General features: G+C 38.4%; 21 protein-coding genes. 18 read left to right on the top strand and 3 right to left on the bottom strand.

Annotation, left to right across the window (positions count from 1 at the left end; translation table 11 throughout):
* The first annotated feature begins 225 nt into the window (after window positions 1-225).
* From QRN68_RS10085 to QRN68_RS10035, 11 genes are all read left to right on the top strand, one after another.
* Window positions 226-1,656 (top strand): histidine kinase N-terminal domain-containing protein, encoded by a 1,431-nt coding sequence (locus QRN68_RS10085; protein WP_285396754.1) that lies wholly within the window; start codon window positions 226-228, stop codon window positions 1,654-1,656.
* The gene (locus tag QRN68_RS10080) at window positions 1,649-2,227 is read left to right on the top strand and encodes an ANTAR domain-containing response regulator (RefSeq protein WP_285396753.1); all 579 of its coding nucleotides are present in this window, start codon (window positions 1,649-1,651) and stop codon (window positions 2,225-2,227) included. Before QRN68_RS10085 ends, QRN68_RS10080 begins: the two co-directional genes overlap by 8 nt.
* 91 nt (window positions 2,228-2,318) lie before the next feature.
* On the top strand, window positions 2,319-3,563 hold the full coding sequence (gene eutH / locus QRN68_RS10075; protein WP_285396752.1) for an ethanolamine utilization protein EutH: 1,245 nt from the start codon (window positions 2,319-2,321) through the stop codon (window positions 3,561-3,563).
* A gap of 24 nt (window positions 3,564-3,587) precedes the next feature.
* Window positions 3,588-3,929 carry an ethanolamine utilization microcompartment protein EutS gene (eutS, locus tag QRN68_RS10070; RefSeq protein WP_053593758.1) on the top strand — a complete coding sequence of 114 codons (342 nt, stop codon included), beginning with the start codon at window positions 3,588-3,590 and terminating at the stop codon, window positions 3,927-3,929.
* A gap of 10 nt (window positions 3,930-3,939) precedes the next feature.
* On the top strand, window positions 3,940-4,437 hold the full coding sequence (locus tag QRN68_RS10065; RefSeq protein ID WP_285396751.1) for a EutP/PduV family microcompartment system protein: 498 nt from the start codon (window positions 3,940-3,942) through the stop codon (window positions 4,435-4,437).
* A gap of 20 nt (window positions 4,438-4,457) precedes the next feature.
* Window positions 4,458-5,882, top strand: a complete 1,425-nt coding sequence (locus QRN68_RS10060; RefSeq protein ID WP_285396750.1) for an ethanolamine ammonia-lyase reactivating factor EutA — start codon at window positions 4,458-4,460, stop codon at window positions 5,880-5,882.
* A gap of 5 nt (window positions 5,883-5,887) precedes the next feature.
* Window positions 5,888-7,258, top strand: coding sequence for an ethanolamine ammonia-lyase subunit EutB (locus tag QRN68_RS10055; protein WP_285396749.1), 1,371 nt, complete (start codon window positions 5,888-5,890; stop codon window positions 7,256-7,258).
* Window positions 7,259-7,267: 9 nt separating this feature from the next.
* Complete coding sequence (eutC, locus tag QRN68_RS10050) at window positions 7,268-8,293, top strand: ethanolamine ammonia-lyase subunit EutC (protein ID WP_285396748.1); 1,026 nt, start codon at window positions 7,268-7,270, stop codon at window positions 8,291-8,293.
* 11 nt (window positions 8,294-8,304) lie between these two features.
* The gene (eutL, locus tag QRN68_RS10045; protein ID WP_285396747.1) at window positions 8,305-8,955 is read left to right on the top strand and encodes an ethanolamine utilization microcompartment protein EutL; all 651 of its coding nucleotides are present in this window, start codon (window positions 8,305-8,307) and stop codon (window positions 8,953-8,955) included.
* A 14-nt stretch (window positions 8,956-8,969) separates the two neighbouring features.
* Window positions 8,970-10,457, top strand: coding sequence for an aldehyde dehydrogenase family protein (locus QRN68_RS10040; RefSeq protein WP_285396746.1), 1,488 nt, complete (start codon window positions 8,970-8,972; stop codon window positions 10,455-10,457).
* 16 nt (window positions 10,458-10,473) lie between these two features.
* Window positions 10,474-10,752: a BMC domain-containing protein gene (locus tag QRN68_RS10035; protein ID WP_053482447.1), complete on the top strand. Its 279-nt coding sequence runs from the start codon at window positions 10,474-10,476 to the stop codon at window positions 10,750-10,752.
* Here QRN68_RS10035 and QRN68_RS10030 read toward each other — a convergent pair.
* Window positions 10,732-11,238, bottom strand: a complete 507-nt coding sequence (locus QRN68_RS10030) for a hypothetical protein (protein WP_285396745.1) — start codon at window positions 11,236-11,238, stop codon at window positions 10,732-10,734. The two genes, QRN68_RS10035 and QRN68_RS10030, sit on opposite strands and share 21 nt — an antisense overlap.
* Before the next feature lie 59 nt (window positions 11,239-11,297).
* Here QRN68_RS10030 and QRN68_RS10025 point away from each other — a divergent pair, with 59 nt between their 5' ends.
* From QRN68_RS10025 to mdh, 5 genes are read left to right on the top strand one after another with little or no spacing between them, the layout of a single operon-like run.
* Window positions 11,298-11,888, top strand: a complete 591-nt coding sequence (locus QRN68_RS10025) for a phosphate propanoyltransferase (RefSeq protein ID WP_285396744.1) — start codon at window positions 11,298-11,300, stop codon at window positions 11,886-11,888.
* A gap of 12 nt (window positions 11,889-11,900) precedes the next feature.
* Window positions 11,901-12,767, top strand: coding sequence for a phosphate propanoyltransferase (locus QRN68_RS10020; protein ID WP_285396743.1), 867 nt, complete (start codon window positions 11,901-11,903; stop codon window positions 12,765-12,767).
* A 36-nt stretch (window positions 12,768-12,803) separates the two neighbouring features.
* Window positions 12,804-13,088: a EutN/CcmL family microcompartment protein gene (locus QRN68_RS10015; RefSeq protein WP_079560024.1), complete on the top strand. Its 285-nt coding sequence runs from the start codon at window positions 12,804-12,806 to the stop codon at window positions 13,086-13,088.
* Window positions 13,081-13,446, top strand: a complete 366-nt coding sequence (locus tag QRN68_RS10010) for a BMC domain-containing protein (RefSeq protein ID WP_285396742.1) — start codon at window positions 13,081-13,083, stop codon at window positions 13,444-13,446. The genes QRN68_RS10015 and QRN68_RS10010 overlap by 8 nt, the downstream gene beginning before the upstream one ends.
* Entirely contained in the window at window positions 13,446-14,393 is a 948-nt protein-coding gene (gene mdh, locus QRN68_RS10005) for a malate dehydrogenase (RefSeq protein ID WP_285396740.1), read from the top strand. Before QRN68_RS10010 ends, mdh begins: the two co-directional genes overlap by 1 nt.
* Before the next feature lie 501 nt (window positions 14,394-14,894).
* On the opposite strand, the gene QRN68_RS10000 is transcribed toward mdh, so the two are convergent.
* On the bottom strand, window positions 14,895-16,037 hold the full coding sequence (locus QRN68_RS10000) for an MFS transporter (RefSeq protein ID WP_285396738.1): 1,143 nt from the start codon (window positions 16,035-16,037) through the stop codon (window positions 14,895-14,897).
* A 62-nt stretch (window positions 16,038-16,099) separates the two neighbouring features.
* Complete coding sequence (locus QRN68_RS09995) at window positions 16,100-16,696, bottom strand: TetR/AcrR family transcriptional regulator (RefSeq protein ID WP_285396735.1); 597 nt, start codon at window positions 16,694-16,696, stop codon at window positions 16,100-16,102.
* A 183-nt stretch (window positions 16,697-16,879) separates the two neighbouring features.
* On the opposite strand from QRN68_RS09995, the gene QRN68_RS09990 reads away from it, so the two are divergent.
* Window positions 16,880-17,704, top strand: coding sequence for a MerR family transcriptional regulator (locus QRN68_RS09990; RefSeq protein WP_285396733.1), 825 nt, complete (start codon window positions 16,880-16,882; stop codon window positions 17,702-17,704).
* 35 nt (window positions 17,705-17,739) lie between these two features.
* Window positions 17,740-18,741 (top strand): serine hydrolase domain-containing protein, encoded by a 1,002-nt coding sequence (locus QRN68_RS09985; protein ID WP_285396731.1) that lies wholly within the window; start codon window positions 17,740-17,742, stop codon window positions 18,739-18,741.
* Window positions 18,742-19,225: the final 484 nt, after the last annotated feature.

The following is a 19,225-nucleotide window of genomic DNA, read 5'->3' as shown; positions in this document are numbered from 1 at the left end:
AACCTCGTTTTTTTATATATTAAAATAATAATTTTGTTGTAAAATGTAGAATGGTCTGAAAAAAGTGTTGTATATTTCTCTTTTAAGCTATATAGTTCTCTGTAATGCAACGGAAATTATTAAAATAAATTATTTTTTATATTGAAAATGATTTTACAAAAGGTTTATAATGATGACAAGAAATTTTAAGAATAATTCAATTCTGATTATTCGGTGATAGGGGGTTTGAACCTGTCGAACATTCAATCATTGTGTAGAAAATATACGAACTTATCTACAACAGATATAGAAAAGTTAATAGAAATAGAATCTACACTAACATATTATGCTGAGTTGACAGATTGTTATATGTTCATAGATTGTATGATGGAAAACTTACCGCATGCAATTGTTGTGGCAGAGGCATTCCCAAAAGAAGAAAGAGGGTTATATGAAAAATCCGTAATTGGCAAATTTGTATTTGAAAGCTTTGAACCAGCAGTATTTGCTGCTTTTAAACATAAAGAAAAATCGTCAATTACTAGAGCGATTACACAGGAAGGTTTAACAGTTGAACAAAACGTTGTCCCTCTATTTAATGACCAACAACAGGTTATTGCAGTGTTAATCCAGGAAAAAAAGGTAGAGATGCAAACAACACCTAAAGATGATTTTCGGAATATGCCATTTGCGTTAATTGAGCATATCGTAGAGCCCAATTCTCAACCGATTCCAGTTGTTTCTGACTTGTTAGTAGAATCAATAATTCTCACAAATCATGAAAATAAAGTCATCTATAGCAATCCTGCAGGTTACCGATTTATATCGGAGCTATCAGGGCTAGAACGTTTTGACAACGTTGCATTGAATAAGATTTTACCTTTTTTACAGGAGGTCTATGATAAAGGCGATGATGTCTTTTTCATAGAAATTACAATAGATCGTAAATCCTTTATTGTGAAAAAGATTCCTATTCGTGATCAAAGCGATAAAGTGACACTTCTCATTATTCATGATCTTACAGAGCTTAAGCTAAAAGAAAATGAACTAATGATGAAAACATTTGCCATTCGAGAAATTCACCACCGTGTGAAGAATAATTTACAGACAGTTACAAGCTTATTACGTTTGCAAATGCGAAATGATTTGTCAGCTTCGAATGCAAGTGCTTTTCAAGAAGCATTAAATCGAATATATAGTATTTCATCTGTCTATGAACTTATTTTAGAAAATGAGGATAACGCTGAAGAGAAAGTAGACGTTATCGCGTTGTCTAAAAAGATTGGACATAAGATGGTTGGGACATCCAACACAACATCTATTCAATTAATCTTTCATCACGATAATGTACAGCTGTTTTGTCATGCTAAAAAAGCTGTTTCGCTCGCGTTAATCATTTGTGAGCTACTGCAAAATGCACTGAAATATGCTTTTACTGATCGTGAGGAGGGAATAATCGATATACAATTTCAGCAGGATGCTTCCACTATTTCACTTCATATTTCTGACAACGGCGTTGGAATGCAAGAGGTGAAGGCATCATTTGGAATGGAGATTATTACAAGGCTTGTTGAATATGATTTAGCTGGCACATTTACAATTATCCCTAGTGAACAAGGTACACATACTCAAATTCAGTTTCCTGTAAGTGAGGAGGTATTTATCCTAAATGTCTAGGAAAGTTATGATTGTCGAGGATGAGTCACTAATTGCGATGGATTTGAAGTTAATGCTAGAAGATAATGGCTACGAAGTGGTAGCACAAGCGAATAATGGAGAATCAGCAATTGAATTGGCTTTTACACATAAGCCAGAGTTAATCTTAATGGACATTAAAATGCCGAAGCTAGATGGTTTAAAGGCGAGCAAAATTATCGAACAACAGGTCGGTATACCAGTGCTATTTATATCAGCTTATAGTGAAAAAGAATTGTTACTATACATGAAGCAGGACAATATTTTAGGCTATGTTATGAAACCGTTTTCTGAGAAAAATGTCCTTCCAGCGTTGGAAGTGGCTTTTCATCAAATTGATAAGTTCAACCGTCTTAACGGGGATTTGCTGCATAAACAAACAGAATTAGAAAAGCGAAAAATAATCGAACGAGCAAAAGGTTTGCTGATGCAGTCAGAAAATCTTAGTGAGGACGAAGCTTATAAAAAAATTCGCAGTGAAAGTATGCAGACGCAACAGGAAATGGTGCTTATTGCAAGGCGCATTATCAATACTTTACAAGTAAATAGTTGAAGCAAAGACGCTTTAAAGAGGTTTCCTCTTTAATGCGTCTTTTTTCATATAGATAAAAAAGATAGATAAAAATAAAGGGGTGGTGAGAAGGATGGCAATGATAGGAACGGTTATCGTTTATATTATTATGATTTGTGCAGTTTTAGGGGCATTCGGAGCAATTCGGGATGCTGAATATGGTATCGGTAAAGAGTTTATGAATGGTATTCATACGGTTGGACACATTTTTGTACCTGCTGCAGGGATCATGGCAGCTATACCTTACTTAACGTGGTTTATAAGTCATTTTATTAGTCCAATTTTTGAGTTGATTGGTGCTGATCCTGCAATTGCAGCAACGACAATTTTAGCTTCAGACATGGGAGGATATCAATTAGCAAATGCGTTAAAAGAGTCCTATGAAGGATGGGTCATGGCTCTAGTTGTCGGATTTATGTCTGGTGCAACAATCGTCTTCTCTATTCCAATGGGTCTTGCCATGTTAGATAAGCGTGATCATAAATATATGGCTTTAGGTATTATGGCGGGTGTTTTAACAATTCCGATTGGAGCATTTATTTCTTCCATCATGATTGTGACGTTTGATACAAATGTTCGTGAAGTGATTAGTACAACAGCAGAACCAACATATGTTTTTGCCATTTCAGTTTTACAAATATTAATTAATTTATTGCCTTTATTTATATTCGTAGTGTTAATTGCGTTAGGTCTAAAGCTAATTCCAAATGGCATGATCAAAGGCTTCATGATTTTTGGACGTGTGATGGATGCTGCTATCAAGCTTGTGCTAGTGTTCTCGATTGTAGAAATTTTTACAGGTATTTTTACAAAGGTCTTTGGTGCATGGGGCTTTGATCCAATCATGGCAGATAAAGCCGATCAATTCCGTGCATTAGAAACGGCTGGATATATCGGTATTATGCTAGCGGGTGCATTCCCAATGGTGTATTTAATAAGAAAATATGCATCGAAACCTCTAGAAGCAGTAGGTAAAAAATTAGGCTTATCGTCAGTGGGAAGTGCAGGTCTTTTAGCGACAATTGCTAATATTTTGGCCATGTTTACACTCGTTCGACATATGCCACCAAAAGATAAGGTGATTAACATTGCCTTTGGTGTTTGTTCAGCATTCCTTCTAGGAGATCATTTATCGTTTACGGCAAACTTCCAGCCGACAATTATTTTACCTGTTATTACTGGTAAGTTTTTAGCTGGTGTTATCGCTATTATTTTAGCCTATAAGTTATCTGTTCCAACAGCTTTAAAGCTAGAACAAGAGGATCGCAAGGCAGGCATTATTAAAGAAGGTGAATATCTAACGGATCAAAAGTCTTAAAAAACACGAAAGAGGTGATGACGTGTGAGTGAAGAGAAGAAACGGTTTATTCAGGAGTTTGTGCCAGGTAAGCAGCTAACATTGAGCCATCTAATAGCCAATCCTGACCCTGATATGTTTCAAAAGCTAGGCATTCAAGAAGCGGGTGCACTTGGCATCATGACATGTACACCGAGTGAAACAGTAATTATCGCAGGAGATTTAGCAACAAAGGCAGCCAATGTAAGACTAGGATTTTTAGATCGCTTTACTGGCAGTCTCGTTATTGTTGGCAGTGTGTCAGAGGTTGAAATGGCGATGTTAGAAATTAATCGTTTTTTATCAGAGATGCTAGGCTATACGCCATCAAAAATAACTAAGTCATAGGATGTGCCGTATGAAAAATCGAGTAATGATAATAGGCGGTGTGCAAGCAGGGAAGTCGACACTGATGAATGCGTTATTGGGGAAAGATGGACAAGCCAATAAAACACAGGCACTCGTTTATGATGACTGGATTGTTGATACACCTGGAGAATATATAGAAAATCCGATGTATTACAGAAACATTATGGCAACATCGCTTGAAGTGACACATGTGATTTATTTGCAGGATGCCACGTCACCAAAGAGTGTTTTTCCTCCGCAATTTAGCTTAGGAATTCCGAAAATTCAAATTGGTGTCATTACAAAAATTGATGCACCCCTTGCAGATGTAGAAAGAGCAACAGCATTATTACAAAATGTCATGACACATGGTCCTATTGTGAAAACCTCTTCGTGGCAAAAGCTTGGTATTGAGTTTATTGCGCCACTTATTCAGCTCAATTCTGACGAAGAAATTCGCCAATTTGTGAAGGATCGTGATAGTCCTTATCTCATGTATTGCCCATAGTGGCGAGAGGGAGGAGTAAGTTGAAGACAGAAAAAATTTATAGTGCAGGCATTGATATTGGTACAAGTACAACAAAAATGGTTGTGAGTAGTTTTCTGTTAAAAAATGTTGCAGGTGTAACACATGTGCCACGGATAGAAATTATTGAAAAAACGGTTTTACATCAAAGTCCTATTATTAAAACACCGTTTATCAATAAAGAAATGATCGATATGGAAAAGATAGAACAATTTATTTTTCAGCAATATCAACTGGCCCAAATTTCACCATCAGAAATTTCAACAGGTGCCATTATCATTACAGGCGAATCTGCAACAAAGGAAAATGCCAGTGAGGTTGTCCATGCGATTGCAGATACAGCCGGGCACTTTTTAGTGGCTACTGCTGGCCCCGATTTAGAAGGTATCATAGCCGCGAAAGGCGCAGGTACTTTACAGCAGTCTAAAAATACTGCCAAAGTAATTGCAAATATCGATATCGGCGGTGGAACAGCAAATATTGCGGTCATGCAGTTCGGAGAGGTAATTGGTACGTGTACATTGCATGTTGGTGGAAGACTTATAGAATTTCACAATGGCATTGTCCAATCGATATCACCACCGATTATGAAGCTTATGGAGAAATGGCCAAATCCATTAAAAATTGGTGATTCGGCAGAGGATGTACGTGTCACACAACTGATTCAAGAAATGTTGAATATAGTAGCGATGACGCTAAATGGACAATTAATAGATGAACAACATCCATTATTGCTAGGCCATTTGCCGACATGGGATAAACCAGTTGATGCAGTCGTATTTTCAGGCGGAGTAGCTGCCTGTATTTATGAAAATGAATGTACAAAACGACAATATGATGATATCGGCGAAAAATTAGCGAAAAGTCTTTTACAGCACGAGCAACTGCAATCCTTTTTATGGCTTGAGCCAAAGGAAACAGCGCGGGCAACGGTGACAGGTGCTGGTACACAAACAACTGAAATTAGTGGTGCAACGATCCAGGTAGATGCAGAAGTATTGCCTTTAAAAAATGTGCCTGTTTTCGATTGTCATATGGATACGAACAGCAAAGAATTCGACTATGCGGTAAAAACAGCTGTTGAACGAGCCGATGCGCTATTTTCTATCCAGGAGAATCGCTCTCCGTTTGCACTCTATTTTAGTCAGTTACCATATTTAAGCTTTCAGGATGTCCGTGCATTATGTGAGGCTATTTTGAAGCACTTAGCGACGAGAAGCTCCAAGGAAATACCAATTATCATAGTCATTCAATCAGATTATGCAAAAATTATTGGGCAAACCATACAAGCGATCAATCAAACAGTTCCCATCATTTGCATCGATCAAATCAAAGTAGAAACGGGTGATTACATTGACATTGGGGAAGTACTACCATCTGGTGTTGTCCCGGTCGTCGTAAAAACACTTGCTTTCCACTCAAAGTAAGGAGGATGAATGTGAATCTATCGGTGATATTTGGTGGAGAAAAATATAATTTTAATTCATTAAAGGATGTAATGGCCAAGGCCAATGAAGAAAAATCAGGAGATCAGCTAGCTGGAATTGCGGCAGAATCTGTACAGCAGCGAATTGCGGCAAAGGCCGTTTTAAGTGAGCTATTAGTGAAGGATATCAGAGAAAATCCATTAGTTCCTCAAGAAAATGATGAGGTATCACGCATTATTGAAGGGGACATCAATGAGCAAATTTACGGGGAAATTAAAAACTGGAGTATCGAGCAGCTCAGGGAATATATTTTATCCAATGAAACAGGCGATCGGGAATTAAAACGATTAAGCAAGGGCATGAATTCAGAAATTATTGCGGCAGTTACAAAGCTGATGTCCAACTTAGATCTTGTTCATGCAGCTAATAAAGTAGAAATACTGTCGACTTGTAATATTACGATCGGACAAAAGGGCACACTTTCTTCGAGATTGCAGCCGAATCATCCGACAGACAATATTGACGGGATTATTGCCTCATTAAAAGAAGGGTTGTCTTACGGAATTGGTGATGCGGTCATTGGAATTAACCCAGTTGATGACTCAGTTGAAAGTGTGAAAAAAGTATTGCAAGCCACAAAGGAGTTTATCAATGATTGGTCGATTCCTACGCAAAATTGTGTATTGGCACATATTACGACACAGATGAAGGCAATTAAACAAGGCGCACCTGCAGATATGATTTTCCAAAGTATTGCGGGGACTGAAATTGCAAACCGTTCATTCGGTATTTCTGCAGACTTAATCAGAGAAGCAGAGGAACTTGTAAAAAAACAAGGAACTGGTACTGGTCCGAATTTATTCTACTTTGAAACAGGACAGGGTTCCGAGTTATCTGCTGAGGCACATATGGGCATAGACCAAGTAACGCTCGAATCACGCAATTACGGATTTGCTAGACATTTTAATCCGTATATTGTAAACACGGTTGTTGGCTTTATTGGACCTGAGTATTTATACAATAACAAGCAGGTTATACGTGCGGGCCTAGAAGATCACTTTATGGGCAAAATGCACGGCATCCCAATGGGCGTTGATATTTGTTACACAAACCATATTAAAGCAGACCAAAATGATGTTGAAGATTTAAGTGTTTTACTAACAGCAGCTGGCGTTAATTTTATTATTGCTGCACCTATGGGCGACGATGTCATGCTGAACTATCAGTCAATGAGCTTCCATGATGTCGCTACATTACTTCAAACGTTTGGTAAAAAACCAGCACCTGCATATCTAGCATGGTTAGAGAAAATGGGCATTTATGAAAATGGTCGTCTATCAGCAAGAGCTGGCGATTTATCGATATTTGAAAGGTAGGTGAGTCTATTGAATGAACAATTAGTATCGATGATTACACAGCTCGTAATGGAAAAGATGGGTAATGATACGTCCGTTAAATCTTCACCAGAACCAGCTGTGGCAACAGAAGAACAAAAGGAAACACTTATTAAATTCTATGATACGGCAGCTAATCATGCTGATGAAGTAGCAAGTCCAAGCACATCAGAACAATCAAATGAACCGTTAATTAAGCTTTATCAGAATGAATCAGGTAATCACGAACAATCATATTACAGTGCAAGTTATGATGAATCGTCGCACACGGTGGCGCCTATCCGAGCCTTTAAATTTGAAGAGGATGAAGTGTCTGAAAGTGTACAAGCGGCAAAAAAACATACACCAGCAAGAATAGGTGTTGGGAGAGCTGGGACCAGACCAAAAACAAAAACTTGGCTAAAATTCCGCCTCGATCATGCGGCAGCAGTGGATGCAGTATATGGAGAAGTGACAGAGGAGCTACTACAAAAGCTTGATGTCTTTCAAGTTACAACTAAAGTGACAGATAAGGAAGAATACATTACAAGACCGGATTTAGGTCGTCGTTTATCAGATGAAGCTAAGACATTGATTCAATCGAAATGCCAAAAAAATCCAAATGTACAAATTATTATTTCTAATGGATTAAGCGCTAGTGCGATTGAAGAAAATGTGCAAGATGTTTATTTAGCGTTACAGCAAAGTCTTCGTAATTTAAATATTGAAATAGGAACTACCTTCTATATTGATAAAGGGCGTGTAGCGCTAATGGATGAAATTGGCGAGCTTTTACAAGCAGAAGTAATCGTTTATTTAATCGGTGAGCGTCCTGGGCTTGTATCAGCGGAGTCAATGAGTGCCTATATATGCTACCAACCTAGAATTGGCACAGTAGAAGCTGATCGAATGGTCGTTTCGAACATCCATAAAGGTGGCATCCCGCCATTAGAGGCAGGTGCTTATTTAGGAACGGTCGTTCAAAAAATATTGCATTACAAGGCAAGTGGAGTAGGTCTTGTGGCAAAAGAAGGTTAGGAGGGCAAACGATGAATCCTCAAAAAATTATGGCAGAAATTTTGGCAATGCAAATCATTCCGAGAGTAAATAGTGAATTAGCAGAGCAATTAGATTTAAAGCCATATCACAATAGCATTGGACTCGTAACTCTCACAATAGATGATGTTGGCTATGTAGCATTAGACGAAGCGACGAAAAAAGCTGATGTTGAAGTTGTTTATGCAAAAAGCTTTTATGCTGGAGCGGCACATGCATCTGGTCCGTTATCCGGTGAGGTCATTGGCATCATTGCTGGTAGCTCGCCTGATGAAATACGCAGTGGTTTAGATGCCATTCAGCAGAAAATTCAGTTTGATACGTATTTTGAAGCTATTCTTCACAATGAAAACCACGCTCTTTTTGCACATACTGTAGCAAGCTGTGGTACGTATCTGGCAGAGTTGGCGAATGTGAAGGCTGGAACGGCTCTTGCTTATTTAATAGCACCACCGCTTGAGGCTGTCGTTGGTTTAGACGCTGCATTAAAGGCGGCAGATGTAGAGCTAAAGGTTTTCTTTGGCCCACCATCTGAAACCAATTTCGGTGGAGGCTTATTAAGTGGTAGCCAATCTTCCTGCCAAGCTGCAGCAGATGCTTTTAGAGAAGCTATTGAGAATTTAGCGAGAAATCCAGTTGTATAGAAAGGAGGGGCTTTATGGCCACATTAGATAAAGATTTATTAGCAATTCAAGAAATGAGAGACGCCGTGAGACATGCCAATATCGCACAAGCTGCTTACATGCAGTATTCACAGCAGCAAGTAGATAGTATCGTCAAAGCTGTTGCCGATGCCGCATTTAAAGAAGCAGAACGTTTGGCAAATATGGCCGTTCAGGAAACAGGGATGGGCATACCTAATCATAAAAAAATGAAAAATGAGGTTGCCTCTCGAGATGTCTACGAAGATATAAAAGATTTAAAGACAGTTGGTGTCGTAGGTTTCGATCGCATGAAAAAAGTGACAGAGATCGCTAGTCCGTTTGGAGTGATCGCGGGCATTGTCCCAACGACAAATCCAACATCTACTGCAATCTTTAAAACACTTATTTCATTGAAAACTAGAAATGGTCTAGTATTAAGCCCACATCCTTATGCGGTTGATTGTACAAAGGAAGCTTTAGAGATTTGTAGAGTTGCTGCAGAAAAAGCAGGAGCACCAGAAGGATTGCTACACTGTTTAACGATGTCTTCTATGGAGGCTACACAGCAACTAATGAAGCACCCAGATATTCATTTGATTTTAGCGACTGGTGGCGGTGCGCTAGTGAAAGCAGCCTATAGTTCAGGCAAACCTGCTTACGGTGTAGGACCAGGAAATGTTCCAGCTTACATTGAAAAATCAGCTAATATTTCTAAAGCAGTTCGTCAGCTTGTACAAAGTAAATCTTTTGATAATGGCACAATTTGTGCAACGGAACAATCCATTATTGTAGATAAGGTAATTGCTGAGCAAGTTTTGACAGAGTTAAAGAAAAACCATGCTTATATTTTGAGTGATGAAGAGAAGGTGAAGATGGAGAAGTTAATTTCTCCTGTCCCAGGGAAAGTAAATCCTCAAATTGTAGGGAAATCAGCGGCATGCTTAGCAGATTCTGTCGGTATTACCGTGCCAGAAGATACGAAAGTACTCGTTGGTATGGAAACAATGATTGGCAAAAATATTCCATTCTCACTTGAAAAATTGTCGCCGATCTTTGCACTATACACAGTCGAGGGCAGCACAGAGGCAAAACAAGTGATGATTGATTTACTAAACATTGGTGGACGAGGCCATACATGCTCTCTTCATACAGAAAATACAGCTTTAGCTGAGCAATTTGCAGTTGAACTACCAGTGTCCAGAATTGTTGTCAATACATTATCATCTATTGGCGCTGTTGGTGGAACTACTGGATTAGCACCATCCTTTACATTAGGATGCGGTACGTTTGGTGGCAATATTACGTCCGATAACATTACCGCGAGACATTTATTGAATATTAAACGTATGGCTTATGGCATTAAAGATGTAGAGGTGCCAAAACCAGAATTTTTAACAAAACCAGTAGTAGAAAATAGTAAAGAACAAGATCCAACTTTGGATACAGCGATGGTTCAGCAAATTGTTGATCAAGTATTAAAACAAATAACATTAAATAAATAAATTGGAGGAATGACAAATGAGTACAGCATTAGGAATGGTAGAAACAAAAGGATTAGTAGGAGCAATTGAAGCAGCGGATGCAATGGTGAAGGCTGCTAGCGTTAACTTAGTAGGAAAAGTACATGTTGGTGGCGGTATTGTCACTGTATTAGTACGTGGTGATGTAGGAGCAGTAAAAGCAGCTACTGATGCAGGAGCTGCAGCGGCACAACGTGTTGGAGAACTTCTATCTGTACACGTAATCCCACGTCCACACCATGAATTAGAATTAATTTTACCAAAAGCAGAAGCTTAATTTTAACTTCAGAATAAGGGCGACGGAAAAGAAGAGCCGAAGCGACGGAATGAAGGTTGGAAGCGACGGAAAGAAGCCAAAGCGACGGAATGAAGGTCCGAAACGACGGAAAGAAGAGCCGAAACGACGGAAAGAAGAGTCGAAGCGACGGAAAGAAGAGCCGGAACGACGGAAAGAAGAGCTGAAGCGACGGAAAGAAAAGCTGGAGTGACGCAAAGAAAAGCCGAAGTGACGGATAGAAGTCAAAGCGACGGAAAGAAGAGCTGAAGCGACGGAAAGAAGAGCCGGAGTGACGGAAAGAATGTCCGAAACGACGGAAAGAAGAGCCGTAGCGACGGAATGAAGGTCGAAGCGACGGAAAGAAGAGCCGGAGTGACGGAAAGAAAAGCCAAAGTGACGAAAAGAAAAGCCGGAACGACGGAATGAAGGTCCAAGTGACGGAAAGAACATCATAAATGGAAGGTCAGGATGATACAGATGATACACATTGCACCTCATCCTGCCCATTCATTTTCAACAGTAATTAAGATATAGAGGTGGCTAACGTGAAAACAGCGACAAAATCATTTCCTGTGGCCATTTCAGCTCGGCATATACATGTAAGTGAAGAGGATTTACAAGCACTTTTTGGTCCAAATGCAGCGCTAACAAAGGATTTTGATCTTTCGCAGCCAGGACAATTTGCAGCAAAAGAGCGTGTTTCCATAGAAGGACCAAAAGGTGTCCTTCATAATGTACGTGTATTAGGTCCTGTAAGAGCGGCAACACAGGTGGAAATCAGTCGGACAGATGCAATGAAAATAGGATTAACCCCTCCTTTAAGGCAATCGGGAGATATCGAAAGTTCAGCTGGTATCAAATTAATTCATCAAGAAAAAGAAATAATGATCGAGCAGGGAGTCATTATTGCACAGGCACATATTCATATGACGGAAGAAGATGCAATAGCATTGAATGTACAAAATAATGAATTAGTATCTGTGGAAGTGGATAGTGAGCGACCTGTGACATTTCGTGGGGTTGTAGTTCGTGTGTCGAACGATTTTAGTTTAGAGATGCATATCGATACAGATGAAGCGAATGCGGGCTTTATTGAACAGCAAGCGCAAGGAAAAATTGTCAGATCATTGACGTAAGGAGGAGGTTAGATGCAAGAGAATTTAGTCCAAAAAATTGTTGAAGAAGTATTGCAGCAAGTTTTGAAAAATCAGCCTTCCCCTCAACATGACGGAAAAATTCCTATTGGTGTATCGGCAAGACATGTACATCTTGCTCAAGCGGAAGTGGAGAAGCTTTTTGGTGAAAACTATCAATTAACACCTAAGTTTGAGCTTTCACAGCCAGGTCAGTTTGCTGCTGAGGAAACAGTAGTTATTGCTGGACCAAAGGGTTCAATTGAGCGAGTACGCATTTTAGGTCCAGCTCGATCATTATCTCAAGTAGAAATTAGCTGGACAGACGCGATGAAAATAGGGGCTAAGCCACCATTAAGAGTATCAGGAGATATTAAAGGCTCTAGCCCTGTCACACTTATTGGTCCAAAGGGCAGTGTTGTGCTAAATGAGGGGCTCATTATTGCACAAGCACATATTCATATGTCACCAGCTGACAGTGCTCGTTTCCAAGTAGCGGATGGACAATCGGTACAAATTAAAGTAGAGGGTATAAGACCGATTATTTTATCAAATGTAATGATTCGTGTTTCTGAGCGATATCGATTGGAGATGCATATTGATACAGATGAAGCAAATGCAGGTTTAATCCAACAAGGTACATTTGCAGAAATTATCAATGCTCAAGCAAATGAGCAAATGCATGTCAAAGAACTCCCGCCAGTCGTAAGTCAAGCAGATAAACCATCGATTTATCATTTTGATAAGAAGCTACTTTCACAAGTAGAAGTACTTGAAATTGAAGCAAAAGAAATTGTTGTTCCTAAAAAAACAATTGTCACAGCATTGGCTTATGACAAATTACGAGAGTTGAATAAGAGGTTAACAATTCGCTCTGAATAATTAGAAAAGTCCATGCAGGATATAGAGGTGAAGTTCATGCAGATGGGAAGAGTGATAGGCAGTGTATGGGCGACACGTAAAGAGGAAGGGTTGAATGGCTTAAAATTATTAATTATTCAACCAATTGACTCCAATCAGCAGCCGATTCGCTCAGAAATTGTAGCAGCTGACCGAATCGGGGCGGGAATTGGAGATGATGTGCTCATTACGAGTGGTGGATCATCCAGATATATTATGAAAGAAAATCCATTGCCTATCGATGCAGTTGTTATAGGTATTATTGATTCTACAGAAGTTATGCGAGGTGAAGAGAATGAGTAGCGCTATTGGAATGATTGAGACTAAAGGATTAGTAGGCTCTTACGAAGCTGCTGATGCGATGATAAAGTCATCAGATGTAACTATCGTCAAGCAAGAGTTCGTTGATGGTGGGATTGTGACAATCGTCGTGAAAGGTGATGTTGGTTCTGTCCAAGCAGCAGTAGAAGCTGGAAAAGCCGCTGCAATGCGCGTTGGAGAACTATTAGGCGCTCACGTAATTCCACGACCAGATGAAGATGTTTTTCAAATGATTAAAGGACCAGAAGCACCAAAGAAAAAGCCAACATCAACTACAACAACAACACGTGCTAAAAAAACGACGGAAACAGCAGCTACTGAAAATCGAGGTGAGGCATAATGTCTTTTCGAAAAAGTAAAATTGCTGTAATTGGTGCTGGTCATACTGGCGCAACTTTAAGCTTATTTTTAGCCCAAAAAGAGCTAGGAGATGTTGTCCTGTTAGATATTCCAGAAGCGGAAAATCCGACAAAAGGAAAGGCGCTGGATTTATTACAAACAGGACCAATAGAAAAATTTAATGTTTCTATTAAAGGAACAAGTAATTATGAGGATATAGCTGGAGCAAGTATTGTCATTATTACAGCTGGTATTCCCCGTAAACCTGGTATGAGTCGTGATGACTTAGTGACGACGAATGCAAAAATCATTCAACAAGTTTCTAAGCAAATCAAACATTATGCACCTAACAGCATTGTTCTTATATTAAGCAATCCTGTAGATGCCATGACTTACGTTTGCTATAAAGAAACAGGCTTTCCGAAAAATCGTATCATTGGCCAATCAGGTGTGCTAGATACAGCACGTTTTAATACATTTGTTGCACAAGAGCTTCAAATTGCTCCAGAGGATGTTTCAGGATTCGTCTTAGGTGGACATGGCGACGAAATGGTTCCATTAATTCGATATTCCTATGCTGGAGGTATTCCATTAGAAAAACTGATTCCCCAAGACAGATTGCAGCAAATCGTAGAACGTACACGTAAAGGTGGCGGAGAAATTGTTGGTTTGTTAGGAAATGGCAGTGCTTATTATGCACCAGCAGCTGCCTGTGCACAAATGGTCGAAATCATTATGAAAGATCAGCGTAAAATAATTCCTTCTATCGCCCTTTTAGAAGGAGAGTACGGTTACCACGAATTATTTTTAGGAGTACCGACAATATTAGGTGGCAATGGCATTGAATCAGTTATTGAATTGCACCTGACAAATGAAGAAAAAACGGCGCTCCATCAATCAGCAGAAGCCGTAAAACAAGTATTACAAATTTGCCAAAACATAGGGTAATCAGACGCTATGCTGCAATAAGATATGTAGGATCCCCAACTATATATCTGTTGTAAAAAAACTTTAGCTCTTAAAAATGTTTGATTGGAAACCGAACATTTAACTTCTTTCAGCAGTAGTCTCCAACCTCTATAGTTGGTGAGATGAATGCGGTTTTAAGTCACTTTTCAGCGAGTTTCCAAACACCCGCTGAAAGAAGTTAAAGCCTCCGGCGGATGTCACGGAAATCGGAAAGGAGTTCTTTGTGCAAGCACAAACCCGATTCCAGACGCAATTATGCCAAGGCATAATTGATCTTGAAAGCTAGTTAAAATTCCCCCTTATTTATATAGAATATGAAGCTCTCTTTGAACGTGAAAGTTCGAAGAGAGCTTCTTTAGTTTGTATTAGTTTTTATTTAAGATTTATCGGGCATATGGACAAGAAACTACGCGTTGAGCCCATAGATGTGGGGGAAGCGACACATATGCCTCACCCAACTTTTTAATCTATTTTGAATCATTAATTTTCCTTCCTTTTATGTAAATAAGGGAATAATGATAGTAACCCTAGAACAGCTAAACAAACGCCAATCCACAGTGGCGATAAATAACCATATCCTTTACTAATTCCTAGACCACCAAGCGATGAACCAATAGCAACACCGAGTGTAATAAAAGAGGTGTGAACAGTATTTATCATTGCCCCACTATTCGCTGTTTTCATTACTCTTGCAATCATAGCTGGATTCATCGCAACTCCCGTTAAACCAATAAAAATAGTACAGATAACAGCAATATATTTATTTTCCGCTCCTAACGCAAATACAGACAATGCTACAATTAATATAATCAATCCACTCATAAGTATTTTCATTGTATAATTATCAGCGAACTTTCCAATTACTATATTCCCAACTACTGTTGCACTACCGTAGAGAGCAAGTAAATACGGAATACTTGCACTAGAAAAGCCTGTAACATTTGTAAAGATAGGTGTGAAATAACTAAATGCGGCAAATGTACCACCGATAATAAACATGCTTGTTACATATGCTGCCCAAAGATGAATATTCTTAAAATGCAAAAGTTCGTCTTTCCAATCTAATGGAGCTTTAATTGACGATGATGGTATCAACCATTGAATCATGACTGCTGATACTAGAACAAGAACGGAAACCGACCCAAAACTAATACGCCAGCCAAAATATTGTGAGATAACAGTTGTGATAGGTAAACCTAAGACAGTTGAAAGCATTAAACCTGCAAGTACAATTGATGCCGCTTTTCCCCTTGAATTAGGGTGGACAAATGTTGTAGAAAAGGAAACAGCCACTCCAAATGCTGAAGATGAAGCAATACCAGTAATAATACGTGAAATCATCATACTATCATAGTTCCAAGCAATGGCTCCAAGCGATTGACCAATTAAAAATACAAACATTAAAAATAACAATGCTTGTTTACTGCGTATTCTTAAGAGAATTGCCGTTAAATTTGGGCCCCCTATCACCATTGCTCCTGCATAAGCAGTAATTAAATATCCAATAGACGATACAGAAACCTGAAATGCTAGAGCAAGCTCGTTCATCATTCCTGCTACCATAAATTCAGATGTAGTCATACAAAAAATCGCTAAAGCTAGCAAATAAATTATCGATGGCATAAAAACACTCCTTACCCATTATTGTAATGTTCGGTACAAAAATAGTTAGAAAAAAGAGCGCACTAGGCGCCGAAAATAGACTCCATTGTTCCTTTCATGACCTGCTCAGCCAACAGCCGATTTTGCATCGAAACATTAAGAACACGGAACCCGTAATAACTACTTAAAAATAGACTAGCTAATTCCTCAGCTGTTTGCTTTTTTGAAATTTCACCAGTTTGCAATCCTTCCTCCATTATTTTTTCAATAGCTTGTTTCAGAAGCTCGACATGCCGTGAGAAAATTTCTTGAACCATTACGTCATTTTTAGCTCTTTCTACACCAGCATTAATTAATAAACAACCATTTTGATCAATATTCTCAAAATCTTCTTTCAATGCCCACTCGAAAAGATTACTTAACCGATCTTTCAATGCAATTGGAGCATTTAACAATTCCTGCTGTTCCTTAATTCCAAATTCATGATAGCGTTCTAATACTTGTTGATATAGTTCATGTTTACTCCCAAAAGTATTGTATAAGCTACCTTTCCCAAGTCCAGTATCATTGCATAAATCCTGTGTAGAACACCCCTCATACCCTCTTTTCCAAAAAGTTTTCATGGCGACATCTACAATTGAGGAATACTCAAACTCTCGGGGTCTGCCTCGTTTATTCAAATTGATTCTCCTCTCGTTTACATTACTAGAATATCCTTTTTGTACTAATCGGTCAATAAAAGTTTTCGTCAAGGAAAGTAAAAGTCAAAGGGGTTAAAGTATAAATCTTGATTGACTTTGTCCTTAGGGAAAGGTGTATAAATGAATTGTAGCAAGTAACAAATCAATGAATGAGGTGATTTTGTGCTATCGATTGGCGAATTCTCAAAAATATGTGGTGTCTCTACAAAAACACTTCGATATTACGATGAAATTGGATTAATTAACCCAGATGAGATTAATGCTGAAAGCGGTTATCGGTATTATTCTATCGAACAACTAAAAAGAATGCTCTATATCAACCGTTTAAAATCCTATCATTTTTCTCTTGAAGAAATTAAAACTATGCTGGAATTAGATGAGGATCAGTCCGAAGAAAAGCTTTGTTCAGCTCTTAATCATAAGAGAAAGGAGATCCAAGAAAAACTAAAGGCTTTTGATTTTCTTGTAAAACAACTGACTCATGATATTTCGAACTTAGAAAAAGGTGTACCAATTATGTCGTACCTTGATGATATCGAAGTACAACTGGTTGAAACAAAGCCAATGAATATCCTTTATAAGCGACTGATGATGAGTAGTGATGATTATGCATCAGGATATGGCCATTATTTTAGCGAGTTATATGAAAAGATTGCGAAGGAGAAGCTCACTTTACTTGGTCAGCCGATGACGATTTACCATAGCCCTGAATTTAATCCTGCTGGCAATGATACCGAGTTTGCTATTCCGATTGCTGAGACTGTCAAAGGAACGAGGGATTTGCCAGGTAGCCTTTGTGCTAAGTCTGTTTTAAAGGGGGCTTATCCAGAATTGACATCTGTCTATGCTAATTTGACGAAATGGATTGAAAACGAGGGTTATGAATTAATATTACCACCATATGAAATATACATAACAGACCCAAATCAAGTAAACAATCCTGAGAATTATGTGACAGAGGTATATTTTCCTGTAAAGAAAAAATGACATCCGCTGAAAGAAGTTAAAATTAGGAGGTTCTAATGCAAACAACAATAAATTGGCAAACGGTAGAATCGGATAACGTAAATATGGACAGTAAAAAGCTTTCGGAGCTAGAGCAGACAATCATAAGTGAGTATAGCAATATAAATGGCATTGTTATTGTTAGAAATGGTTTTCTGGCATATGAAAAATATTTTAATGGCAACGGTCTTGATGATACTCACCATGTAGCATCTGTCACAAAAAGTGTCCTATCAGCACTCGTTGGTATTGCTATTGATAAAGGATATATTAAAAGCGTTGAACAGAAGGTGTTGGATTTTTTTCCTGACTATATGCTAGATGCTAAAAAACATGACATTACTTTACGTCATCTTCTTACGATGACGGTACCATATCCTTTTGAGGACTGGCATGAACCTTTAGATATACTATGTCAGCAACAGGACTGGGTACAGTATACGTTAGATATAATGGGTGAAAAAGGGGAATTGGGTACTTTTAAATACGCCACAGCTGGAGCACATTTATTATCAGCTATTATTACTCGAAGTACAGGGAAAAGTGCTCGAGCGTTCGCCAATGAATATTTATTTACACCGCTTGGCATGAAAGAAATTCCTGACTATCGAATGGATGCATATGGATTTGATGATTTATTCGGGAAAAATGTGAAAGGATGGGTCCAGGATCCAAGAGGTAACTCGACAGGTGGATGGGGGCTAACTTTGACTACTCGTGATATGGCACGATTCGGCTACCTCTACTTAAACAATGGCGTCTGGGATAATTACGAGGTTCTTCCAAAGAGATGGATCCATGAATCAACAGAGTTGAACAATAACAATTACGGTTATTTATGGTGGCTACGACAAGAAGATGGGCTTTCTACATATTCAGCAATAGGAGATGGGGGCAATATTATTTGTTGTATTCCAAAAATGAATATAGTTGTGGCAATTACTTCAGATTTTATGATGAACCCGCGAGATAGATGGTTCTTGATTAAAGAGTATATTATTTCAGCGATAAAAGATTAAATTTTGGATATAAAAGAAATAGCCATTGAATGTCTACAAAGTCGTTTATTGACGACATGTAGACATTTTTATATTTAACTTCTTTCAACAATTTATTTTCTGTTCCGAAAGCGAAGCGATAGGTACAAATGTTTTTTGTAATGAAAGTGCAACGGCAGTTACAGAAGTTTCTCACCTCTCACAAAGCCGATTCCGTGAGGCATAATTGATCTTTCGAATTAGTCTGGTTATTAACGAAATTCTACAAAGTCTATAATATACAAAAATTCCGAAAATATGATAAACTAATAGCGTAAATAGGAGGATGATAGTATGACTGTACAACAATTTACAGACTATGTGAAAAAAATGCAGCATTATGAAGAAGCGCTAAGTGTTATTTATTGGGTAACTAAACTGTTACGATAAAATCAGACAAAACTATACAAATCTGTATAGAAGCATAGATTTATAACAGAATACCCTTCGTATCAAGCGATTGGTG

Origin of the sequence: Lysinibacillus sp. fls2-241-R2A-57 (genome assembly GCF_030209535.1) — a bacterium.
Classification (GTDB): Bacteria; Bacillota; Bacilli; order Bacillales_A; family Planococcaceae; genus Lysinibacillus.
This window is presented reverse-complemented; position numbering and strand designations above follow the sequence as displayed.

Excerpts from the sequence above, each read along its gene's own strand:
- QRN68_RS10080 (WP_285396753.1), top strand. The coding sequence starts at position 1,649 with ATGTCTAGGAAAGTTATGATTGTCGAGGATGAGTCACTAATTGCGATG.
- eutH (WP_285396752.1), top strand. The coding sequence starts at position 2,319 with ATGGCAATGATAGGAACGGTTATCGTTTATATTATTATGATTTGTGCA.
- QRN68_RS10065 (WP_285396751.1), top strand. The coding sequence starts at position 3,940 with ATGAAAAATCGAGTAATGATAATAGGCGGTGTGCAAGCAGGGAAGTCG.
- QRN68_RS10055 (WP_285396749.1), top strand. The coding sequence starts at position 5,888 with ATGAATGTGAATCTATCGGTGATATTTGGTGGAGAAAAATATAATTTT.
- eutL (WP_285396747.1), top strand. The coding sequence starts at position 8,305 with ATGAATCCTCAAAAAATTATGGCAGAAATTTTGGCAATGCAAATCATT.
- QRN68_RS10040 (WP_285396746.1), top strand. The coding sequence starts at position 8,970 with ATGGCCACATTAGATAAAGATTTATTAGCAATTCAAGAAATGAGAGAC.
- QRN68_RS10035 (WP_053482447.1), top strand. The coding sequence starts at position 10,474 with ATGAGTACAGCATTAGGAATGGTAGAAACAAAAGGATTAGTAGGAGCA.
- QRN68_RS10020 (WP_285396743.1), top strand. The coding sequence starts at position 11,901 with ATGCAAGAGAATTTAGTCCAAAAAATTGTTGAAGAAGTATTGCAGCAA.
- QRN68_RS10015 (WP_079560024.1), top strand. The coding sequence starts at position 12,804 with ATGCAGATGGGAAGAGTGATAGGCAGTGTATGGGCGACACGTAAAGAG.
- QRN68_RS10010 (WP_285396742.1), top strand. The coding sequence starts at position 13,081 with ATGAGTAGCGCTATTGGAATGATTGAGACTAAAGGATTAGTAGGCTCT.
- mdh (WP_285396740.1), top strand. The coding sequence starts at position 13,446 with ATGTCTTTTCGAAAAAGTAAAATTGCTGTAATTGGTGCTGGTCATACT.
- QRN68_RS10000 (WP_285396738.1), bottom strand. The coding sequence starts at position 16,037 with ATGCCATCGATAATTTATTTGCTAGCTTTAGCGATTTTTTGTATGACT.
- QRN68_RS09985 (WP_285396731.1), top strand. The coding sequence starts at position 17,740 with ATGCAAACAACAATAAATTGGCAAACGGTAGAATCGGATAACGTAAAT.